This window comes from Geodermatophilus sp. SYSU D00965 (assembly GCF_054050075.1).
Genome location: NZ_JBJGYQ010000003.1, coordinates 282,856 through 304,003, shown reverse-complemented (window position 1 = coordinate 304,003; position 21,148 = coordinate 282,856). Strand labels below are relative to the sequence as shown.

19 protein-coding genes and 2 tRNA genes are annotated in these 21,148 nt (G+C 75.0%); 15 read left to right on the top strand and 6 right to left on the bottom strand.

Features of this window, described 5'->3' with window-relative positions; translation table 11 throughout:
* Window positions 1–13 precede the first annotated feature (13 nt).
* The 8 genes from ACI789_RS04525 (at window position 14) to ACI789_RS04490 (ending at window position 9,835) form a co-directional block, all read left to right on the top strand.
* Window positions 14–127 carry a sugar transferase gene (locus tag ACI789_RS04525; RefSeq protein ID WP_457006925.1) on the top strand — a complete coding sequence of 38 codons (114 nt, stop codon included), beginning with the start codon at window positions 14–16 and terminating at the stop codon, window positions 125–127.
* Between the two features lie 181 nt (window positions 128–308).
* Window positions 309–1,517: a glycosyltransferase family 4 protein gene (locus ACI789_RS04520; RefSeq protein WP_457006921.1), complete on the top strand. Its 1,209-nt coding sequence runs from the start codon at window positions 309–311 to the stop codon at window positions 1,515–1,517.
* Window positions 1,514–2,665 carry a glycosyltransferase gene (locus ACI789_RS04515; RefSeq protein ID WP_457006920.1) on the top strand — a complete coding sequence of 384 codons (1,152 nt, stop codon included), beginning with the start codon at window positions 1,514–1,516 and terminating at the stop codon, window positions 2,663–2,665. The genes ACI789_RS04520 and ACI789_RS04515 overlap by 4 nt, the downstream gene beginning before the upstream one ends.
* A 34-nt stretch (window positions 2,666–2,699) precedes the next feature.
* The gene (locus tag ACI789_RS04510) at window positions 2,700–3,632 is read left to right on the top strand and encodes a polysaccharide deacetylase family protein (RefSeq protein ID WP_457006919.1); all 933 of its coding nucleotides are present in this window, start codon (window positions 2,700–2,702) and stop codon (window positions 3,630–3,632) included.
* A gap of 359 nt (window positions 3,633–3,991) precedes the next feature.
* Window positions 3,992–5,653, top strand: a complete 1,662-nt coding sequence (locus tag ACI789_RS04505; protein WP_457006918.1) for a malectin domain-containing carbohydrate-binding protein — start codon at window positions 3,992–3,994, stop codon at window positions 5,651–5,653.
* A gap of 171 nt (window positions 5,654–5,824) precedes the next feature.
* Window positions 5,825–6,835 carry a hypothetical protein gene (locus ACI789_RS04500; protein WP_457006917.1) on the top strand — a complete coding sequence of 337 codons (1,011 nt, stop codon included), beginning with the start codon at window positions 5,825–5,827 and terminating at the stop codon, window positions 6,833–6,835.
* Window positions 6,836–6,950: 115 nt separating this feature from the next.
* The gene (locus ACI789_RS04495) at window positions 6,951–7,709 is read left to right on the top strand and encodes a hypothetical protein (RefSeq protein WP_457006916.1); all 759 of its coding nucleotides are present in this window, start codon (window positions 6,951–6,953) and stop codon (window positions 7,707–7,709) included.
* On the top strand, window positions 7,706–9,835 hold the full coding sequence (locus ACI789_RS04490) for an O-antigen ligase family protein (protein ID WP_457006915.1): 2,130 nt from the start codon (window positions 7,706–7,708) through the stop codon (window positions 9,833–9,835). Before ACI789_RS04495 ends, ACI789_RS04490 begins: the two co-directional genes overlap by 4 nt.
* A gap of 31 nt (window positions 9,836–9,866) precedes the next feature.
* Here ACI789_RS04490 and ACI789_RS04485 read toward each other — a convergent pair whose 3' ends face one another.
* From ACI789_RS04485 to ACI789_RS04475, 3 genes are all read right to left on the bottom strand, one after another.
* Window positions 9,867–11,057, bottom strand: a complete 1,191-nt coding sequence (locus tag ACI789_RS04485; protein WP_457006914.1) for a glycosyltransferase family 4 protein — start codon at window positions 11,055–11,057, stop codon at window positions 9,867–9,869.
* 211 nt (window positions 11,058–11,268) lie between these two features.
* The gene (locus ACI789_RS04480; protein ID WP_457006924.1) at window positions 11,269–12,270 is read right to left on the bottom strand and encodes a PHP domain-containing protein; all 1,002 of its coding nucleotides are present in this window, start codon (window positions 12,268–12,270) and stop codon (window positions 11,269–11,271) included.
* A gap of 47 nt (window positions 12,271–12,317) precedes the next feature.
* The gene (locus ACI789_RS04475) at window positions 12,318–12,884 is read right to left on the bottom strand and encodes a DoxX family protein (RefSeq protein ID WP_457006913.1); all 567 of its coding nucleotides are present in this window, start codon (window positions 12,882–12,884) and stop codon (window positions 12,318–12,320) included.
* A gap of 165 nt (window positions 12,885–13,049) precedes the next feature.
* Here ACI789_RS04475 and ACI789_RS04470 point away from each other — a divergent pair, with 165 nt between their 5' ends.
* The gene (locus tag ACI789_RS04470; RefSeq protein ID WP_457006912.1) at window positions 13,050–13,676 is read left to right on the top strand and encodes a hypothetical protein; all 627 of its coding nucleotides are present in this window, start codon (window positions 13,050–13,052) and stop codon (window positions 13,674–13,676) included.
* On the opposite strand, the gene ACI789_RS04465 is transcribed toward ACI789_RS04470, so the two are convergent.
* Both ACI789_RS04465 and ACI789_RS04460 read right to left on the bottom strand, forming a co-directional pair.
* On the bottom strand, window positions 13,655–15,091 hold the full coding sequence (locus ACI789_RS04465; RefSeq protein WP_457006911.1) for a phosphatase PAP2 family protein: 1,437 nt from the start codon (window positions 15,089–15,091) through the stop codon (window positions 13,655–13,657). The genes ACI789_RS04470 and ACI789_RS04465 overlap by 22 nt on opposite strands.
* Before the next feature lie 63 nt (window positions 15,092–15,154).
* The gene (locus ACI789_RS04460; protein ID WP_456920774.1) at window positions 15,155–15,685 is read right to left on the bottom strand and encodes a CGNR zinc finger domain-containing protein; all 531 of its coding nucleotides are present in this window, start codon (window positions 15,683–15,685) and stop codon (window positions 15,155–15,157) included.
* A 138-nt stretch (window positions 15,686–15,823) separates the two neighbouring features.
* Between ACI789_RS04460 and ACI789_RS04455 the strand changes: the two genes are divergently transcribed.
* From ACI789_RS04455 to ACI789_RS04445, 3 genes are all read left to right on the top strand, one after another.
* Entirely contained in the window at window positions 15,824–17,026 is a 1,203-nt protein-coding gene (locus tag ACI789_RS04455; protein ID WP_457006910.1) for an MFS transporter, read from the top strand.
* 95 nt (window positions 17,027–17,121) lie between these two features.
* Window positions 17,122–17,210 (top strand) — tRNA-Ser (locus ACI789_RS04450).
* A gap of 20 nt (window positions 17,211–17,230) precedes the next feature.
* Window positions 17,231–17,303: transfer RNA gene (locus ACI789_RS04445), tRNA-Arg, on the top strand.
* A 60-nt stretch (window positions 17,304–17,363) separates the two neighbouring features.
* On the opposite strand, the gene ACI789_RS04440 is transcribed toward ACI789_RS04445, so the two are convergent.
* Window positions 17,364–17,885 carry a hypothetical protein gene (locus ACI789_RS04440; RefSeq protein WP_457006909.1) on the bottom strand — a complete coding sequence of 174 codons (522 nt, stop codon included), beginning with the start codon at window positions 17,883–17,885 and terminating at the stop codon, window positions 17,364–17,366.
* Between the two features lie 102 nt (window positions 17,886–17,987).
* Here ACI789_RS04440 and ACI789_RS04435 point away from each other — a divergent pair, with 102 nt between their 5' ends.
* From ACI789_RS04435 to ACI789_RS04425, 3 genes are all read left to right on the top strand, one after another.
* Window positions 17,988–18,476 carry a MarR family winged helix-turn-helix transcriptional regulator gene (locus ACI789_RS04435; RefSeq protein WP_457006908.1) on the top strand — a complete coding sequence of 163 codons (489 nt, stop codon included), beginning with the start codon at window positions 17,988–17,990 and terminating at the stop codon, window positions 18,474–18,476.
* Window positions 18,477–18,854: 378 nt separating this feature from the next.
* Window positions 18,855–19,403 (top strand): hypothetical protein, encoded by a 549-nt coding sequence (locus ACI789_RS04430; RefSeq protein ID WP_457006907.1) that lies wholly within the window; start codon window positions 18,855–18,857, stop codon window positions 19,401–19,403.
* A 134-nt stretch (window positions 19,404–19,537) separates the two neighbouring features.
* The gene (locus tag ACI789_RS04425) at window positions 19,538–20,983 is read left to right on the top strand and encodes a hypothetical protein (RefSeq protein ID WP_457006906.1); all 1,446 of its coding nucleotides are present in this window, start codon (window positions 19,538–19,540) and stop codon (window positions 20,981–20,983) included.
* Window positions 20,984–21,148 lie beyond the last annotated feature (165 nt).

The window sequence follows — 21,148 nt, the reverse complement described above, 5'->3', positions numbered from 1 at the left end:
CGGGGACACCTCCATCGCCGACCGCGCCCGCTTCGACAACTACTACATCGAGAACTGGTCACTCTGGCTCGACGTCAAGATCGTCCTGCGCACCTTCAGCTCGATGCTCCGCGGAGCCGGCGGCTGACCCCGCCCGGTGAACCCGGCGCCACCCGATCCGGTGGTCCCGGCCCGGGGACCCCGCGAGCGGTCTCGCGGTGGGCCCCGACCGCGTTAGGCTCGCCCGCGCTCGGCGCCGACGACGGCCCACGACCACGAGACACGGCCGCCCCGGCCCGAGGAGGTGCACGGCTCTGACCGCGCTCACGGTGACGCTCGTCGAGTTCAGCCCGTCGGGTGGACTGTTCCAGTTCGCGGTGCAGCTGGGAGAGGCCCTCGCCGCGCGGGGCCACCGGGTCGAACTGCTCACCGGTCCCCGCCCCGAGCTGGCCAGCCGGCACCCGGGTCTCCGGATCGTCCCGTGCCTGCCCACGTGGCACGCCAGCGAGGGAGCGGGGGACCCGCCGCTCAAGCGCCGGCTGCGCCGGGTGGTGCGGGCCGGCCGGTACCACCTGGCCTGGGCAGTGCTGCTCCGCCGGATCAGCCGGACGCGCCCCGACGTCGTCCAGTTCTCCGGCGGGCGGTTCCCCGTCGACGGCGTGGCGACCGCGTGGCTGTCCCGGCGGCGCAGAGGGGGCCGGCCGGTGCTGGTCACCCTGGCCCACTCGCCGCTGCCGTTCAACGAGCAGCGGGCCACGGGGGAGGTGCTCCGGCAGAACCGGCTGCTGTACGCGTCGTTCGGGCTGGGCTACCGCAGCGTGGACTCGGTGGTCGTCCTCGGGGACCGCTCCGCCAAGGACCTGGTCACCGCATGGCCGGACGTCGAGGACGTCACGGTGGTGCCGCACGGCGACGAGGGCGTCTTCCTCGACCAGGCGCCGTTCCCGGCCCGGCAGACCGGACCCGAGGTCCTCTTCTTCGGGACCATGCAGGCCTACAAGGGCCTCGACCTGCTGATGGAGGCCTTCGAACGCGTCCGGGCGGAGCGTCCGGACGCGCGACTGGTCGTCGCCGGCGCCCCGTCCGGCGACACGGACCTCGACGAGCTGCGCCGCAGCGCCGCGCGGATCGGCGGGGTCGACCTGCGGGCGGGCTACGTCCCCATGGGCGAGGTCTCGGCGTTGTTCCAGTCGGCGCGGGTGGTCGTGGCCCCCTACCGGTACGCCAACGCCAGCGGCGTGGTGGAGCTGGCCCGCACCTTCGGCCGGCCGGTCGTCGGGACCACGGTGGGCGACCTCCCCTCCGTCATCGCGCACGAGGAGACCGGGCTGCTCGTGCCGCCGGGGGACGTCGACGCCCTGGCCGCCGGGCTGCTCAGGCTGCTCGCCGACGCCGACGAGGCCGAGCGCATGGGCGCCGCGGGCCGGGCGCGGTCGGCCGAGGGGGCCTCGTGGGCGACCGTGGCCGAGCGGATCGAGGAGGTCTACCGGCACTCCCTGGCACTGCCCGTGACCCCGGGCGGGGGGACGACGTCGTGAAGGTGCTCGTCGTCATCGACTCCCTCGCGTTCGGGGGTGCGGAGAACGTCCTGGTGACCCTCGCCGCCGAGGCTCCCCGGCTGGGGCTGGAGCTCGAGGTCCTGTCACTCGCTCCGCCCACGGAGGGACGGGCGACCTGGTTGCCCCGGCTGCAGGCGGCGGGGCTGCCCGTCCGCTTCCTGGGGCTGACCCGCCTGCTGCAGCCCAGCGGCGTGCCGCAGCTGGCACGGGCCATCCGGGAGTCCGGGTGCGACGTCGTCCACGCCCACCTGGAGGACGCGAGCACGCTGGCGCCGATCGCCGGCCGGCTGGCGCGGCGTCCGGTGCTGTGCACCCTGCACCACGTGCCCGGGCCCCTGGCCGGGCGGGAGGCGGTCCGTGAGCGGCTGGCGGTCGCGGTCGGCAGTCGCTCAGCGGGCCTGGTCTTCGTGTCCCAGGGCTCCTACGACGGCTTCGCCGCCCGGTACCCGCGCAGCCACGCGCCCGCGCGCTGGAGCGTGGTGCACAACGGTGTCGACGTCGCGCGGTTCCGGCCGCTCCCGGCCGGTGCCCCCGCCGAGCTGCCCGCCGAGTTCGGCGTCCCCGCCGGGGCGCCCGTCGCCGCAGTGGTCGGGCACATGCGTCCGGGCAAGGGGCAGGAGGAGGCCGTCCGGGCCTGGCCGGACGTCGTCGCGGCCCACCCCGACGCCCGGCTGCTGCTGATCGGCAACGGTCCGCGGGAGGAGATGCTGCGGCAGCTCGCGCGGGATCTCGGCGTCGCGTCGCACGTGGTCTTCGCCGGCGTCCGTGACGACGTCCACGAGCTCCTCCCGCGGGTGACCCTGGCGGTGCTGCCCACGCACTCCGAGGCGCTGCCGACCGCCCTCCTCGAGGCGTCGGCCTGCGGCGTCCCCACGGTCGCGACCGACGTGGGTGGCGTGCCGGAGGTCGTCGTCGACGGGGAGACGGGGTGGCTGGTCCCGACCCCGTCGCCGCACCTCGTCGCCGCCGCCGTGCGGGAGGCCCTCGGGGACCCGGCCGAGCTGGCGCGGCGCGGTGCCGCTGCCCGTGTCCGGGCCGAGACGGTGTTCTCCGCGGCCGGATGGGCCGAGGAGCTGGCCGCGCGCTACGCAGCCGTGGCCGCCGGGCGCCCGGTGGCCCGGGTCTGACCGGCGTGGGGATCGTGGCGAGGAGAGGGACGAGATGAGCCGCCGGCTCCTGGTGCTGGGCTACCACAACATCGAACCGACGTACGGCTTCCACGGCACGACGCCGGAGGCCGGCCGCCGCGGCTTCGAGCGCCAGGTGCGCTTCCTCCGACGCTGGACGAACGTCGTCCCGCTGCGCTCGGCGCTGGCCGACCTGGCGGCCGGCCGTCCCCTGCCACCGCGGGCGGTCGCGCTGACCTTCGACGACGGCTACCTCGACAACGTCACGGTGGCCGCGCCGGCGTTGCACGCCGCCGGGCTGCCGGCGTCGTTCTTCCTCGTCCCGGGCTTCCTCTCCGACACCGCGCCGGTGTGGTGGGAACAGCTGGGCTGGTCCTTCGCGCACTCCACCGCCACCGAGCTGCGCTGGGACGGCGCCCGGCACGACACCTCGACCCCGGCTGCCCGCCGGGGGTCCTTCGACGCGGTGGCCGACGCGCTCAAGGTCCTGGACGCCCAGGAGCGGCTGGCGGCGGTCGCCGAGCTGCGGGAGCGGCTGGTGCCTGACGGACCGCCGCTCGGCCGGCAGTTCATGGACTGGGACGAGGCGGGCGAGCTGCTGCGGCTGGGCCACGAGATCGAGTCGCACACCTGCGCGCACCCGATCCTGAGCCGGGAGACCGCGGCAGGGCAGGCGGCCGAGCTCACCGACTCGCGGCGCGAGCTCACCGCGCACTTCCGGCGACCGGTCGACGTCCTGGCCTACCCGAACGGCCGGGCGCAGGACTACTCCGCCGAGACCGTCACGTTGGCCGGTGAGGCGGGCTACGCGTTCGCCGTGACGACGCGCTCGGCGCTGGCCGGTGCCGCCACCGCGCCGCTCGAGGTGCCGCGGGTCCTCGTCGACGCCGAGACCGATCTGCGCGAGGTCCTGCGCAAGGCCGCCCGTGTGGTCAAGCGCGCGGTCGTCCGGCGACCTCGGGGCTGAGTCGACCCTCTCCGGACGTCCGGGCCCAGTGCGACGGGTGCCGACTGTGTCACTTCGTTCACGACTGTCACTCAAACGGTTGACACAGCGTGATCGTCCCGTAACCTTTCGCCAGCTGGTCCTCGCTCTCCGTGTGTGACCGCTGACCATCAGTTCCAACGGACGCCACGGCTGGCCAGTGCCCTGCAGCTGTGACGGAGTGGTTCGTCCCGATTCCCTCTCCTGGTCGCGCGCGTGCTGCGATGCGGGATGCCGTCCACCACCTCATCGCACGCGCCACGGGGGCCCACATGTCGCGTCACGCCAGACCCGCACGCCGTTCTCGCGTCGGCCGGCCACTGGGGCGATGGGTCGGCCTGGTGCTCGGGCTCTCCGCCGTCGCCGTCACGACCGGTGTGTCCGGGGCATCCGGTGTGCTGGAGACGGCGGCGTCGGTGCACTGTCCGGAGGGAACCGCGAACCAGGTCGCCGTCGCGCGCGTCAACATCAGCGGGCCGCAGGTGACCGTGGGCGGCCGGGTGTGGTCGGCGGACCTCGGCACGCAGGCCCGCACGGTCGCGGTGGCCGAGGACCGGGACATCCGCGGCACCCGTGCCGACGTGCTCTACCGCACCTCCCGGGTGGGCGAGTTCCGCTACGAGCTGCCGGTCGGCGAGGCCGGCGAGTACGTCGTCCGGATGCACGCCGCGGAGCCGTGGTTCGGAGTGGACGGGCGCCCCGGCGGCCGCGGCAGCCGGGTGTTCTCGGTCAGCATCGAGGACGGCGAGGTCGGGTCCCCGCGGGTGGACGTCGCCCGGGCTGCCGGCGGTCCGCTGCGGGCCTGGACGAAGGCCTGGACCGCCCGGGTCGACGACGGCAACGTGACGATCGAAGCGCGCGGGATCCGCGACCTCCCCCTGGTGACCGCCATCGAGGTGCACCGCAAGCACCCGCGGGGTACCTGCGTCCCGGTGACCAGCACCCGCTCCCCCCGGAGCGGCTCGGCGCCGGGGGCGCCGGCCGCACCGAGCGCCGAAGCGCCCGCGGCGGCACCGTCGGTCGACGCGGCGCCGCCTCAGGTGCCGGACGACGCCGGCACGGCGCCGGCGGCCCCGACGGCCTCGACCCCGGCGGCCCCGGCAGCCCCGGCGCCGCCCGCCGCGGCCGCCGGCACCGATGCCGCGCTCGGGTTGCTCACCGCGGCCACCGGTCGGCCGTTCGCGACCACCAGCGTCTGGAACACCCCCATCCCGGCCAACCCGGCGATCGACCGCAACAGCGCCGCCATGGTCCGGAGCGTCACGGCCAGCAACACGGCCACGGCCAACCTCTACGCCTACGGTGAGCCGGTCTTCACGGCGGTGGCCGGCACGCCGACGGCGCGCGTCACCTGCACGGAGGACTGGGGGACCTGTGACGTGGCGGAGCGCACCATGCGCATCCCCGCAGACGCCCAGCCCACCTCCGGGTCGGACGGGCGGATGATCATCGTGGACCTCGTCGACCGTGTCGTCTGCGACTTCTGGCAGGCCCGCAGGACCGGCGCCGGGCAGTGGACCACGAGCTGGGGCACCTGCGCCGACCTCGCCGGCACCGGCAGTGGGCCCAACGGCGGCGCCACCGGAGCGGGCATCAACGCGCTGACCGGCGTCGTCCGGACCTTCGAGATGCGCAACCTGCACATCCCGCACACCCTCTCGGTCGCCACCAACAACTCCTGCTCCGGCCAGTTCCGCGCGCCGGCGGTCAAGACCGACGGCGAGTCCGGACGCGCCGACTGCGTCCCCGAGGGTGCCCGCCTGCAGCTGGACCCGTCGATCGACGTCGATGCGATCCCGAACATGACGCCTGGCGAGCGAGCCGTCGCCCGGGCGCTGCAGACCTACGGCGCCATCAACCGCGACAACTGCGGCTCCAACCTCTGCGTGCAGTTCGAGGCGCCGTTCGGCGAGGCCGACCCCTATCCGGCCGCCGGCTTCAGCGGGGACTACTACACGATGCCGCACATCCCCTGGAACCGGCTGCGGGTCCTGGCCGGATGAGGTCCGGGAGCGGTCGTCCCGGTGACGGCGGCCGCTGCCGCGTACTCCGATAGGGGGAGTGGGGGACCGCTCGGTCCCAGGTCACAGCGGTGACCCGTGACGCTGGGCTACCTTGGGACGTCACCGGCCGCCCTCGGCCGTCACCCGTCCGCGGTCCCCGGGAGCAGCAAGGTGGGCACACCGATCCACTCCGGTCGCCGGTCGAGCCGGCGGCGCCGGACGTTCGGCCCCACCGTGCTGGCCGTCGCCGTCCTCGCCGCGGCGTGCACCTCCGAGCCGGTCGAGCCACCGCCGAGCACCGGCGGCGTGGAGGACCCGGCCCTGCCGTTCGCGGCGGACAGCCCGTGGAACTCGCCGATCCCCGAGGACCCGCGGCTCGACCAGGCCAGCGACGACATGGCCACGGCCCTCCTCGAGGACGGCGGGGCCGTCGCGCTCCTCTACGACTACGGCGTCCCGGTGTACGAGGTGGACGCCGGCACGCCGTCGGTCGCGGTGGACTGCACGCAGACCGGGTGGGGGGAGTGCCCCCTCGAGACCGAGCCCGTCCGCGTGCCGGACGGGGCCTCGCCCAGCGCCGGCAGCGACGGCGCGATGGTGGTGATCGACCGCGCGACCGGCCGGGTCTACGACTTCTGGCAGGCGCGGCAGACGGGGTCGGGCTGGGAGGCCTCGTGGGGCACCTGGGCCGGCGTCGACAGCGACGGCATCGGCGGCGAGGCCGGCGGCGCGACCGGTGGGGCGACCGGCGCCGGTATCAACCTCCTGGCGGGGCTGACCCGCACCGCGGAGATCGAGGAGGGGCGGATCCCGCACGCGCTCGCGATCGTCTCGGACAAGAGCTGCCCCGAGGTCTACCGGTACCCCGCGACCAAGACCGACGGCCACGCCGACTCGCTCCCGTGCATCCCCCAGGGCGCGCGGATCCAGCTCGACCCCTCGATCGACGTGTCCGCGATCCCCGACATCACCCCGGGGGAGCGCGCGGTGGCGCGGGCGCTCCAGGAGTACGGGGCCTACGTCCGGGACAGCTCGCAGGTCTCGATGGGCATCGTCTTCGAGGTGCCCACCTCCGGTGAGGACCCGTACCAGGAGGTCGCCGGCTTCCCGTGGGACTACTACGACATGCCCCACATCCCCTGGGAGAGGATCCGGGTCCTCGCCTCCTGGGACGGCAGCTGACCGACCTCCGCCCGGGTGGAACGGTGGTCCCCCGATACGGTGGTTTCGCGACGAGCCCGGACCGTTCTACCCGGTGCCGGCGAACGTGCTGGCAGGACGCGGTTACGGTTGAGCGGTGACTGCTGCTCCTGGGTCGTCCACGCAGGCCCGCTCCCCGAGGGCGCCGGGCCGGCGTGCCGCCGTCCTCACCGCGCTGGCCGTGTTCGTGCTCGTCCTCGTCGGAGGCGCCGTCTTCTGGAGCCTCACCCCGGTCCAGTACCAGGCGCGCGCGACCCTCGTCGTCCTGCCGGTCAGGGACGCGGCGGAGGCGGCGTCGTACTACGACACGCTCAGCCGGGGGCAGATCGCCACGACCTTCGCCGAGATCCTCGACCTGCGCGCCGATCCGGCCGCAGCCGTGGACGGGGCCGGCTCCGAGCCGGAGCTGACGGTGGAGGTCGTCCCGGACACCTCCCTGATCCAGCTCTCGGCCACCGGGTCGGATCCCGGGGACGCCGAGGCGGCCGCCGACGCCGCGCTGGGCCAGGCCCAGCCCTACTTCGACCAGCTCGGTGCCCCCTACGCGGTCTCGGTCGTCGCACCGGCCGAGGGCACGGCCGAGCGGACGGGCCTGGTGGCGGGGGTCTTCGCCGCCGTCGTCGCCGCGGTCGCGCTCATCGCGGGCGTCGCCGCCCATCTCGCCGTCCGCGCGCTGCAGCAGAACCGCCGGCAGTCCCGGCCGCTGGCCGCGGCGCGGCCCGTGGACCCGGCTCCGCTCCGCGAGCCGGCCGTGGTCCGCCAGCAGGAGCGCCCCGTCGTCGGGAACGGCTCGGCGGACACCCAGCCGGCGGTCGCTCGCGTGGCCGACCCGGTGACGCAGCAGCCCGTGCGGTGACCCAGCTCCTCGACCGTCCGGTCGGGGCGGGCGCGCCGGACCAGCCGGCCGCGCCGGCCGACCGGACACCCACCGCTGCGGTCGCCGTCGCGGTCGGCTGCGCCGTGCTCGGCGTGGCGGTCCTCGGCGTCACCACGGCGCTGGGACTGCCGCTCCTCGCCCCGCTGGTCGCCGCGCTCGTCCTGGCGGTGCCGCTGCTCCTGGTCCGCCCGGTGCTGCTCGTCGTCCTCGTCGGGGTGGTGGAGGCCGGCAACCTCTCCGGGGTCGGCGCGATCAACGGCCTGCCCGGTGGCGAGAGCGCCCTGCTCGCCCTCGCCCTCCTCGGGGCCGGCCTGGCCTGGCTCCGGGGCCACATCCGGCCCGCGTGGTCGCCGTTCCTCAGCGTCGCGGTCCTCTACGTCGTGGTGCAGGCCATCGCGATGGTGACCGCACAGGACGTCGACACCGCGCTGGTCACCGTGGCGGTGACGGCCAAGGCGATGCTCTGGCCGGTGGTGCTCGTGGTGCTGCTGCTGGCGCCCGGGCGCGCCCCGCAAGCCCTCGCCCGCGCGTTCGCGCTCACCCTCGCCGCGCTCGCGGTGCTCACCGTCGTGCAGGAGTTCGTCGTCGGGAACGACGTGACCTTCGCCGGCCTGAGCAACGTCCCGCTCGCCGCCGACCTCGGGGGGGCCACGGCGCGGCACGCCGGACCGCAGGAGGATGCCAACTTCTGGGGCCGCGTCCTGGTCCTCGGGTTCCCCTTCACGCTGTCCTTCGCCCAGATGGCGGCGTCGCGGTGGCGCCGGGTGCTCTGGCTGTGCGCAGCGCTGGCCGTCTTCGGGGGCGTCGCCCTCACCGGGTCACGGGGTGGCCTGCTGGCCCTCTTCGTGGTGCTGTGCGTCTGGGCGGTGCTGGCCGGGGGTGCCGCGCTCAAGGCCCTCGTCCTCGCGCCGCTCGCGATCGGTCTCGCGCTCATGCTGCCCGGCGTGGGCAGCCGTCTGCTGACCCTCTCGACGCTGGGTGTGGGCGGCCTCGGGGTGACCGACCCCTCGCTCGAGGGTCGCGTCGCCGCCCAGGAGTCCGCGCTCCGGATGGTCATCGACCACCCGGTCCTCGGCGTCGGTCCCGGCAACTTCCTGCTGCTCACACCGGACTACCTGCGCCGGCTGGGCATCGACTCCCTCCCGTTCGCCCCGCACAACCTGTACCTCGAGGCGGCGGCGGAGGGTGGGCTCTTCGGCCTGCTGGCCTGGCTGCTCCTGCTGGGCGCCGCCGCGCTGGTCGCCTGGCGGGCCCGGCAGCTCGCCCGTGCGGCCGGGCCGGCGATGGGGGACGCGGCGCCGCTGCCCCTGGCCAACGCCGTCCTGGCGGCGCTGCTCGGGTGGTCCCTGGCCAGCATCTTCCTGCACCTGGCGACCTTCCGGTCGTTCCTGCTGGTCGCCGCACTCGGGGCGGCGCTGGACATCCGGGCCCGGCGGCGCGCGGCCGAGCTGCACCGCGCGCGGGTCGTCCCGGAGGACCTCGCGGTCCGTCCGCTGGTCCGCCCGCGGCCACGACCAGGGCGGGCGCGGCGCTGGTCCGCGGCCGCCCTCGTGGCACTGCTGCTCGGGCTCGCTGCGACGCTGTGGACCGCGGGTGGACGGCCGGGCACCGTGTACTCGGCCACGGCCGACATGCAGCTGGTCGTGAAGTTCGAGTCGGGCTCGGAGTCGCCGTCCTACGACCTCGACACGCTCAGCCGGACCGGCCTGGTGCGCACCCTGGCCGGTATCGCGACGAGCGACCGGTTCCAGGGGGAGGGGGTGCAGCGCGCCGCCGAGCTCGGCGTCTTCGTCGACCCCGTCTCGGTCGAGGCGTCCGCCTCGGTCGACTCCGCGCTGATCACCTTCACCGCCTCCGGGCCCGACGCCGCGGACGTGAACACCGTGGCGCTGGAGGTGCGCGCGGCCGCGGTGGACTTCGTCAACACCCTCAGCCCCCTGTACGGCGCCCTGGAGGTGGCCGGATCGCCACTGGTCCAGTCCTCCGAGCCGGCGTTCGACCGGCGGATCGCGCTCGTTCCCGTCGCCGTCGCCGGCGTCGTGGCACTCGCGCTGGCCGGGGACGTGGCCCGGGCGCGTCTGCGCCGCCGCCCGCGGCGAGCCTGACGGTCGCCGGGCGCGCCGGTGGGCCGGGGGCCTACCGGCGCGCCCGGCCGCGAGCGGTCTCGCCGAGGACCTCGGTGTAGAGGTCGCGCAGGCGTGCCGCCCAGCCCGTGGCCTCGAAGGACGAGAGGAACCGGGCGCGACCGGCGGCACCCATCCGGTGCCGCAGCACGTCGTCCTGGAGCAGCCGGGCGACCGCCCGGGCGACGTCGGGGGCCTGCGTGTCGACCAGGATCCCCGCCTCGGTGCCCACGATGTCCGGGATGCCGCCCACGCGGGTCGCCACGACGGGCACCCCCACGGCCAGCGCCTGCATGAGGGTGGTGGGCAGGGCGTCGGCCAGGCTGGTGTGGAGGACGAGGTCGGCCGCGGCCAGCAGGGCGGGGACGTCGTCCCGGTAGCCGAGGAAGCGCACCACGTCCCGGAGGCGGGGATCGGCGTCCACCCGGGCCTCCAGGGCCCCGCGCAGCGGGCCGTCCCCGGCCAGGGCGACGACGGGTCGCAGCTCGGCCGGCAGCTGGGCGACCGCGTCGAGCAGCAGCGCGTGTCCCTTCTCCGGGCGCATGAGCGAGGCCGAGGCGACGAGCGGCCGACCGTCGCCGGCGCCGAGCTCGCGGCGCAGGGCGGCCCGCCGGGCGACGTCGGCGACACCCGGGTCGGCCACGCCGTTCGGCAGCACGACCAATCCGCGGTCGGTGCCCGTGAGCTCCTCGTACCACTCCCGCTGCCGGGCGCTCAGCGCGATCGTGCGGGCCGCGGTGCGCCGCCGCACGACCAGGCCGGCGGTGCGCTTGTACCGCGCCAGCGCGCCGGCCGGGGCGTCCTCCACCACGTGCAGCGTGGAGACCACCGGGAGCCGCAGCAGGGCGCCCGCCATGGCGCCCACGAGGTCGGCGTGCTTGAGGTGGGTGTGGACCACGTGCGGGCGGAAGGCCCGGAGGGCGGCCACGGTGCCGGGAACGGCACGAGGATCCCAGCGGGGGAGGTCCAGCTGCACCACGGGCACCCCCAGGTCGCGCAGCGACTCGGCGTGCACCGGCCGGTCGACCGGCGACAGGCCGATGACCTGCAACTGCAGGCCGGCCGACGGGGCGGCCGCGGCGAGCTCGACGAGCACGTTCTCGGCGCCTCCGGGCCCCAGGGAGTGGATGACGTGGCTGATCCGCAGCGGGGAGGAGGGCGCCGACTCACCCCGGTCGGCCGGGTCGGCTGCGCTCGTCGTCATGCGGGATCTCCGTTCGGCCCCTCGTCGCGCAGCGTCGCGGGGCATCCGGCCGGCTGCATGGTCGTGGCTGCCGCAGGCCGCACCGGTCCGTGCCAGGCCGCTCCTGGCGGTGCACCGGCCACGGAGTTCGGCGAGCCGTGATGACTCTAGACAGAGGAGGCCTCGGAGCCCCGGTGGATCACCCGGGCGGGGGACTGCAGACCCCGCCGGCTCACCCGGTCGTCCAGTCGAGGAGCTGGGCGGCCGGCCGGGTGTTGACCACCCGCTCGACCGGGACGCCGCACTCCACAGCCCGCTCGCAGCCGTTGCCCTGCCAGTCGAGCTGACCGGGGGCGTGCGCGTCGGTGTCGATCGCGAACTCGCAGTCCAGCTCGACGGCGAGGGCCAGCAGCCGCATCGGCGGGTCCAGCCGCTCGGGCCGGGAGTTGATCTCCACGGCGGTGCCGTGCTCGACGCACGCGGAGAACACCGCCTCGGCGTCGAACTCGCTCTCCGGGCGCGGCCGCTGGCGCCGTCCCTCCCGCTGCTCGCGGGGGATCAGCAGCCGGCCGGTGCAGTGCCCGAGGACGTCGGTGTGCGGGTTGGCGACGGCGGTCAGCATCCGCTCGGTCATCGCCGCGCGGTCGGCCCGCAGGTCGGAGTGCACGCTCGCGACGACGACGTCCAGCCGGCCCAGCAGCTCGTCGGTCTGGTCCAGCGAGCCGTCGACGTTGATGTCGCACTCGATGCCGGTGAGGATGCGGAAGGGCGCCAGCTCCTCGTTGAGCTCGGCGACGACGTCGAGCTGCCGCTCCAGCCGCTCCGGGGACAGACCGTTGGCCACCGTCAGCCGGGGGGAGTGGTCGGTGAGGGCTACGTACTCGTGGCCCAGGCCGATCGCGGCCTCGGCCATCTCCCGGATCGGGCTGCCGCCGTCGGACCAGTCCGAGTGCACGTGCAGGTCCCCGCGCAGCGCGGCGCGGAACTCGGCGACGTCGTCGGCCAGCGGCAGCAGCTCGCCGTGGACCTCCTCGAGCCGGGCGAGGTACTCGGGCACCTCGCCGGCGTGTGCCTGCACGATCGCCGCCCCGGTCTTGGGGCCGATGCCGCGCAGGTCGGTGAGGGTCTTGGTGCGGATCCGCCGGTCGAGCTCCTCGGGCCCGAGGGTGTCGACGACGGCGGCGGCGGTGCGGAACGCCGCGACGCGGTGCGTGGGCTCGCGGGCGCGCTCCAGGAGGAAGGCGATCCTCCGGAGCGCGGCCGCGGGCGTCAGCGGAGCGGTCAGCGGGAGGACCTCTTCAGCTTCTGCTGAGCCTTCAGCTTCCGCTCGGTCCTCTTCTGCGCCTTGGCGGCGCGCTTCTGCGCCCGCGCCACGTTCTTCTCCGTCGTGTCTGCGGCCCGCTTCGCCGCCCGGCGGGCCCGGTAGCCCACCGACGGCTTGCCCTCGGTGTCGACGGCGGCGATCAGCAGGCCGCCGAGCAGGCCGAGGTTCTTGAGGAAGTGGATCGTCTGCCCGGCCTTCTGCTGCGGGTCGTCGTGCTCCCAGAAGCGGTGCCCGGCCAGCGTGGTCGGCACGATGCTGACCGCGAGCGCCAGCGCCGACAGCCGCGGCAGCCGGCCGATCGACAGCAGCGTTCCGGCGGCCACCTTCACCCCGGCGTCGATCTTGACCCACTGCTCGACGTCCCGCGGCACCTGCACCGGCAGCTGCTGGTCGGCGACCTCGGTGACCTTGTCGACCACCGGGCGCGCGCCGGCGACCCGGGGTTGCGGGTTGCGCAGGGTGTCGATGCCGCCGTAGACGAACGTCGAGGCGAGCAGCGGCCGGGCGATCCGGCGGACCAACATGGCGGGGACCTCTTCTCGTCGGGGACCTCGGGAACTCCTGTGCCCCGGACCGCGCCGGGACACCCCTTGATCACGACCGTAGTGAGGTCGCAGCCACTCCGCAGGGTCGATGACCACTCCGAAGGGTCGATGACCGCGGCCCCCTCGACCGGGATGATCGTGCCCGTGACAGAGGCGCGCCCGGTCCCGCGGCGCCGGGTGCTCGCCCTCGCCGCCGCCGCGGTCGGGCTGTTCGCCGCCGGCTTCGTGGTGCGGCTGGAGTGCCGGGCCGGGGGCTGCGGCGGGTGGTCCTGGATGCTCGACCTCGACGCGGTGGGCAGCCTGCCCCGGCTGTTCACGACGGCGCTGTTCGCCGCCGCGGCCTGGGCGGCGCTGCGGGCCGCCAGCGCGACCTCCGGCGGCCCGGCGCGGTGGTGGACGGCGGTCGGCGCGGTGGGCCTGGTGCTGGCGGCGGCCAAGCTGGTCAGCGCCCACGGCACGCTGAAGGCGGGGGTGCCGCCGCTGGTGCAGTTACTCGCCGGCGTCGTGCTCGCCGGGCCGGTGCTGGCCGCGCTGTGGACGGCCGGCCGCCGGGCGGGGGTGGCCGCGACCGGCTCGGTGGTGCTGGCGCTGGCCGGCTGCGCGGCCGCCGCGCTGGGCCTCGACGTCCTCACCGACCTCGCCGCGCTCGTGCAGGACCCGGTGGGCCCGCTGACCCGGGCGGCGGGCACGCTGGTCGAGGAGCTGGGGGAGGCGCTGACCGCGATGGCGCTGCTGGTCGTCGTCCGGGCTCAGTCGTCGCGGCAGCAGTAGACGGTCAGCCCCGCCCGCTTGCCGAAGGCGAACGCGGTGGTCTCCTCGCCGGTCTCGCCGTCGAAGGCGACCTGCTGCGGGCCCGAGCGGGAGACCACCCGCACCGAGCGGGCCTGGAACTCCGCGTAGCCGGAGCTGCGGTCGCTGATGCCGAGCAGCGAGCCGAGGACGGCGCGGGTCCGGCTGAAGCGGACGTCGGCGCGCAGGTACTGGACGTCGAGCAGCCCGTCCTCGAGCCGCGGCCGCCAGGCGGGGGCCAGCCCGCGCGGGGTGTAGCGGCAGTTGCCGACGAAGAGGATCCAGACCAGCACCGGCCGGCCGTCGAGCAGCAGGGACACCGGCGTCCCGGAGCGCAGGGTGCGGGCGACGGCGACGGTCATCGCCGCCCACTTGCCCAGCCGGCCGGCCAGCGCGTCACGGCGCCGCACCATCTCCGGGTAGCTGCCGATGCTGGCCGTGTTGAGGAACGGCGTCCCGTTGACGTCGGCGACGTCCACCTCGACCGCCTGGCCGGCCTCGACCGCCGCCGCGGCGTGCTCCAGCGTGTGGACGCCGACGTCGCGGGCGAAGTGGTTGAGCGTGCCGGCCGGCAGCACGGCCAGCGGCAGGTCGTGCTCGAGCGCCACCGCGGCCGCGGCCGCCACGCTGCCGTCACCGCCGGCCACGCCCAGCGCCCGCGCCCGCCCCGACCGCGCGGGCCCGTCCAGCAGGTCGGCCACGGAGGTGTCGGGGGCCAGCTCGCGGACCTCGGCGCGGGGGAGCAGCCGGCGGACCTCCTCGGCGGGGTCGTACCCCTCGGGGCCCGAGCCGGGGTTGACCACGACGACCAACCCCTCGCCGCCGGGGAGGGCCGGGGCCGACCGCGCCGTCCGCACCCGGGCCGGCGTCGCCGGGCGGACCGCCCACCAGCGCCGGCTGCCCGCGGCGACCGCCGCGCCCACGGCCAGGCCCGCGACGACGTCCCCCGGGTAGTGCACGCCCACGTGCACGCGCGAGTAGCCGACCGCCAGGCCCACCGGCGCCAGCGCCGCTCCCGCGAGCGGGCTCTCCAGGGCCACGCCGGTGACGAACGCCCCCGCCGACGCGGCGTGCCCGCTGGGGAAGGAGTGGGTGGTCAGCGGGTGGTGCAGCAACTTCTCCAGGGCGTGCCCGGCCAGGTCGGGACGGCGCCGGCCGAACACCTGCTTGAGGACGGCGTTGACCACCGTGCTCGAGACCGCCAGCGACCCCAGCCCGCGGATCGCCGCCCGCCGCAGCGCACCGCGGCGCAGGCCGAGCAGCAGGCCGACGGCCATCCAGAGCCGGCCGTGGTCGGCGGCGGTGGTGAGGCGGCGCAGCCAACGGTCGGCGGGGGAGTCGGGCAGGCCGCCGACCAGGGAGTGCAGCCGGACGTCCCAGTGCCGGGCGCTGCGCATGCCGCCGGACGCTAGCGGTTGCGGAGGAGATCCGTGCGGGTCACACGGACGGATCTCCTCCGTTCACGCCTTGCGGCGGGCCCGGTAGGCGGCGACCGTCGAGCGGCTGGCGCAGGTGTTGGAGCAGTAGCGGCGGCTGGCGTTGCGCGAGGTGTCGACGTACACGTTGTCGCAGCCCTCCGCGGTGCAGACGCCGATCCGCTGCCAGCCGTGCTGGACCACCACCTGCGACAGGCCCATGGCCACCGTCGTGGTCAGCTGCTCGAGCACGGGGGCCTCCGGCCGGGCGTAGTGCAGGTGCAGCTCGCCGTCGTGGTCGGTGGCGTAGGGCTGCGGGGAGGCGAGCGCCAGCAGGGCGTTGAGCCGCTCGATCACCTCGGCCTGCGACCCGGCCACGGCCACCGCGCGGACCAGGTCGGCGGTCGTCGCGGCCTGCGCGTCCTGCTCCGCGGTGAGCTCGGTCGCGGTGCCCGGCTCGAACCACTCGTCGTGGGCGCGGAGGAACGCCGCCGCCCACTGCGGGTCGGTGCGGTCGGTGTTGGCCAGGTCGATGGCGAGCTCGACGGCGCTCGACCCGAAGGTGTCGTAGTCCACGGAGCTCCCTACCGGCGCGGCGAGCGGTAGGTGGCGTATCTCATTTGACTCCCTACGGTCGCGTCCCTAGTCTGTAGGTGGTCAACGAGGTTTGACCCCCTACTCTTCCCGTTCCGTGCTCGTGAAGTGAGTTCTGTCGTGCGTGCGTACCTGTCCGTCTGGCGTCTGCCGTCCGCTCCGGTGCTGCTCGTGGCCGGGTTCGCCGGCCGCCTCCCGTCGGCCATGGTCCCGCTGGCGCTGCTGCTCATGGTGCAGCAGCAGACCGGTTCCTACGCCGTCGCCGGCCTCGCGTCGGCCGTCCACGGGATCGCGATGGCCGCCATGGCCCCGGTCCTCGGGCGGCTGGCCGACCGGCGCACCCCGCGCCCGGTCCTGCTCGCCCAGGCCGCGGCCTACCCGCTGCTGCTCGCCCTGCTCGTCGCGGTGGTCCTGGGCGGCGCGCCGACCCCGGTGGTGGTCGCCGCCGCGGCGGCCGCCGGGGCCGGGACGCCGCTGGTGTCGGGGACGGTCCGCGCGCTGTGGTCCCGCGTCGACCCGCGGGTGCGCGGCACGGCCTTCGCGCTGGACGCCACCGCCACGGAGCTGGTGTTCGTCGCCGGCCCCACCGTGGTGGCGGCCCTGGCGGTGCTGGTCGGCGCCGCGTGGGCCGTGGGCGTGGCCGGGACGCTCGCCGTCGGCGGCGCGCTGGGGATCGCGACGTCGCGGGCGATGCGCGGCTGGGTGCCGGCGCCGGCCGCGGAGCGGACCTCCCCGCTGGCCACCGTGCTGGCGCCGGGGATGCCGCGGGTGCTGGTGAGCGGCTCGGCGCTGATGCTCGGCTTCGGCGCGCTCGAGGTCGCCGTCCCGGCGTTCGCCGACGCGGCGGGCGCACCCGGGATGTCCGGCGTCCTGCTGGCCCTGTGGTCGCTGGGGTCGGTGGCCGGCGGCCTGTGGTTCGGCGCCCGCGTGGTCAGCATCTCCCTGCCCCGGCAGTACCGCTGGCTGCTGCTCGGCGTCACCATCGGCCTGGCCCCGCTGACCGCGGCGTCCGACCCCTGGGTGCTCGGCGCGCTGCTCTTCCTCGGCGGGACGGCGATCGCGCCGACGCTGACCGTGCAGAACAGCCTCGTGGGGGCGCTGGCGCCGGCGCACGCCACCACGGAGGCGTTCACCTGGTTGTCGACCATCGCCACCGGCGCCTCGGCGGTCGGCGCCGCGCTCGGCGGCGGGCTCATCGAGAGCTCGGCCGGCGTCAGCGGCAGCCTGGTGCTCGCCGTCGTCGGCGCGGCGCTCGCGGTGACCGCGACGCTGGTGCCCGGCCGCCGGGTCCGCCGTCCCGCCGCCGAGCCGGTGGCCGCCTGAGGTCCCGGCTCCGGCGGCGGGGGACCCCGGCGGAACGGCGCCGGCGGGCGCTGGTAGTCTCTCTTCTCGGTGGTTCCGGGGGGACTCGGACCCCGGGAGGCTTCGCCTAGTCCGGTCTATGGCGCCGCACTGCTAATGCGGTTTGGGTTAACCCCCATCCCGGGTTCAAATCCCGGAGCCTCCGCGCACGACAACTGAACACACGCACCCGTAGCTCAACGGATAGAGCATCTGACTACGGATCAGAAGGTTAGGGGTTCGAATCCCTTCGGGTGCACGTCTGGTTGAGACAGCAGTGCGGCCCCGTTCCCCTCGTGGGAGCGGGGCCGCAGTGTTCTCAGCGCCGGCGGGTCGGACCCCAGGGCTTCCAGATCGCCAGCACCGAGGCGACGACCAGTGCGGTCCCGGACACGAAGGCCGGGAAGAGCAGGTTGAGCGGGCCGCGGCCGAGCCCGTCGGCCAGCACCGGGTCGGCCGAGCGGACGGCGGCCGCCACCTGGGCCACCTGCGGCTGCAGCAGGACGGGCACCAGCGCCACCAGCACCAGGTTGAGCACCAGCTTGACCAGCACCCACCGGGTGCGGACGACGCCCCAGCGGCTGCCCAGCCCGAGCACGACGCCGCTGGCCAGGCTGCCCAGGCCCAGGGTGACCAGCACGGGGACGGCGAAGGTCTCCAGCGCCGTGAAGCTCGACGCCACCAGGAACGGGTCGTCGGAGGTGAACGCGGTCACCGCGAGCACGCCCAGCACGACGTCGGCACCCAGCCAGCCGAGCGAGCAGACCAGGTGCACCAGCAGGACCAGTCGGCGGGTGTCGCGGCCCAGGCGCAGCCGGACGGGGGGCGCAGTGGTGGTCATCGCGGCACTCCTCGGTGGAGGGGGTCGGCCGGCTCCGACCGTACGCCAGACCGTTCGGTACCGAAAGGTCAGGAACCGAACGGACTGCGGTAGTGTGGTTGCGTGCCCCGGCCTCCCGGCGGCCCGCCGATCGGGCTGCTCCTCGCCCGCGTCGCGCGGGAGGTCAGCCGCGCGTTCGACGCCCGGCTGGCGGCCGCGGGCGGGTCGCGCACCGTGTGGCTGGTCCTGCTCGCCCTGCGCGGCGGCCCGGTCGCCACGCAGCGGGAGCTGGGCGACGCCCTCGGGCTGCGCGCGGCCACGCTCACGCAGCAGCTCGACGCGATGGAGGCGGCCGGGCTGGTGGCCCGCGTCGCCGACCCCGGCAACCGCCGGGTGCGCCGGGTGGAGCTGACCGAGGCCGGCCTGCGGCTGTTCGACCGGCTGCGGGACGCCGCCCGCGCGCACGACGAGCAGCTGCGCGCCGGGCTGGACGGCGAGGAGCTGGCCCGCGTCGCCGCGGCGCTGGAGCGGATGCGCCACAACGTCGCCGGCGACCGACGATCCGCCGACAACGGGGCGATGCGAGAGGTCGCCAAATACGATCAGTTCTAGTTTCGCTACGAATTGTGATGTATGTGAACGTGCAATTCCGGCATCTCCACTCGGCCATTCGTTAGGCCTTATCTCCGCGCGGTCGCTGAGGTAGCGTCCGGCACCTCGCTGAGCCGAGGAGAGGCGTGGGCCGATGAGTGTGGGCGTCCCCGACCGCAGGACTCTGAGCACCACGGTGTCCACGCCGCCCGAACACACTGCCGTCCCCGGAGTGCTCTGGGCGGGTCGGGTGCAGCGATGAGCCAACTGACACCGCCTCCTCCCACGACCGGTGAGGCTGATCGGCATCCCTCCCACGCGGTGTCCAGCCAGGACCCCACGCGGGTCGAGCACACCCCAGGGCCCAGCCGCCACCGGGTCAGCCGACGCCGGGCCGTCGTGGCGCTGCTCGTCGTGCTCCTCATGGTGGTGCCCACCCTGGGTGCGGCGGTGGAGAGCGCCTCCCAACCGCCCGTCTACGCCGTCGAGGTCGAGTTCCTCCACGAACCCAGCGACACGGCCACCGTGGACAGCATCGCCAGGCAGTTGTCCACGCACGCGGTGCTGCTCACCCGCCGCGACTTCCTCGAGGACGCGGCTGCTGCCGTGGGGCGTGATCCGCAGGAGTTGATCAACTCCGTCAGCGCCGAGCCCGTCGAGGACAGCAGCGTCTTGCGGGTGCAGGTCCTCGATCCGCTGCGGGCGCGAGGCCTGGCGACGGCGGAGTACCTGGTGGATCGGTACTCCGCGGAGTCGACGCGTACCGCCTCCTTCGCCAACCACGGAAGTGTGACTGCGCTCGGGTCTCCGGAGGTCCTCCCGGACCCGGTGTCCCCGCAGCCGGTACGGGCTGCGGCGGGCGGTCTCCTGGTCGGGGTCCTCCTGGCGGTCGCGTTCCTCACCCTGCTCCGGATGCGTGAGCGGCAGAGCAGGTACACCAGCTCGTGACCGCCGGGAGCCCACCATCGCTCGGCGCTGTCGGGCGACGCTTCTCCGCTCTGCTCGGCCGGTGGTCGGCGCCGGTCGCGGCGGGCAAGCCCTCCCCGCCGCCGGCTCTCGGCTGGAGAACCGCTGGTGACATCGTGATCCCGCTGACCTTCGTGATCGTGGCGATCCTCCTCGTCCCCGTCATCGCAGCGGCGCCGGTGTTCGCCCTGGTGCTCGCCGGCGGCACCCTCCTGGTGGTGCTCACCGCCCTCTGGCCGGTCGGCGCGGTCATCGGCTTCATCGCGCTCAACCCGCTGCTCACCGGCCTGGGCCGCGGAGCGGTGATCCCGTACCTGCGTCTCAACGAGGGGCTGCTGGCGATTGTGCTGTGCGGCCTGGTGCCCGCTGTCCTCCGGCGGTGGGCGCGGGCGGGGTGGCGGCTGCCACGGGGCGGCCACGCTCTGGACCTGGCGGTCCTCGCGTTCGCCTTCACCAGCTCGGTCTCCCCCCTCCTGTGGATGTACGCGCGCGCCCGCGACATCACGGTGGACGACCTCATGTACGCGCTGACGCCGTGGAAGCTCGCACTCTTCTACGCCGTCGTACGACTCTTCCTGCGCGACCTCCGGGCCGTCCGATGGGCGCTGGGCGCGGTACTGGTCTCCGCCGGGGTCCTGGGCGTGATCGGAGTCCTCCAGGCCGTGGGCGTCGGGCCGGTGATCGACGCGCTGACCGCGCTCGTCCCGCCCGAGGAGAACGGGTACGACCTGGCCGGCAATCGCGCGACGGCGACGCTCGGCAACCCCATCGCCTACGGCGACGTGATGATCTACGCAACGGTGATCGCCGCGGCGCTCGCCCTACGCCTGCCCGGCCGGGGCCGCCTGCTGTGGGCAGCGGCAGCGGTCCTGGGCTTGTTCGCCCTCGCCTCCGGTCAGGCATCCGTCTTGGTGGGGCTGGTGGTCGCCGGGATCGCGTTCGCGGTGGCGACGGGCACCGTGCCGCAGGCCGTACTCGTGGGCGTCTCCTTCGCGGCAGTCGGCCTGCAGGTGCTCCAGCCGGTTCTGGCCGCACGCCTCGACGTCACGGACCCGCAGACGGGCCTGCCAAACTCCTGGACCGGGCCCTACGGGCGTCTGGCGAACCTCGAGCGGTACTTCTGGCCGCCCATCGGGACCGACTTCAACTGGTTGTTCGGGGTGCAGACTGCCGGTCGCGTCCCAGATCTCGTCTTCCGGGGCGACTGGGTCTACATCGAGAGCGGCTACACCTGGGCACTGTGGACGGGGGGCGTACCGCTCCTCCTGGCTGTGCTCCTCGTGCTCGTGGTGGCTGCGCGCAGAGGGACGAGTCTGGCCGCTGTGCGGCAGCCCGTGGTCGGAGCCGTCGGGATCAGCGTCACCACGGTGGCGTGGGCGGTCGCGGTCCTGATGTTGTTCGACCCGCACCTCACGTTGCGGGGTGGCGCAGAACTGCTGATCCTCCTGCTCGCCCTCGCGGCGACGCTCGACGTGGCCCACCGGCGTGCCGTGACGACGGGGTCGGGAGCTGGGGCGCCTTCGGCTGGACCCGCTCAGCGCGACGCCGAGGTGGCGACGTGAGACCCGTGCTGCAGGTCGGCGTCGGACGTCCCACGGTCCCGACCGTTCCGCCGCAGCGGAGGGTGGTGGTGGGATGACGCCTCCGGTCCCTGAAACTCGCAACCGGGCGGCCGACCGAGGCCCGGCACCTCCGGGCCCGACGAGCGGAACGGCTCGCCGTGCAGG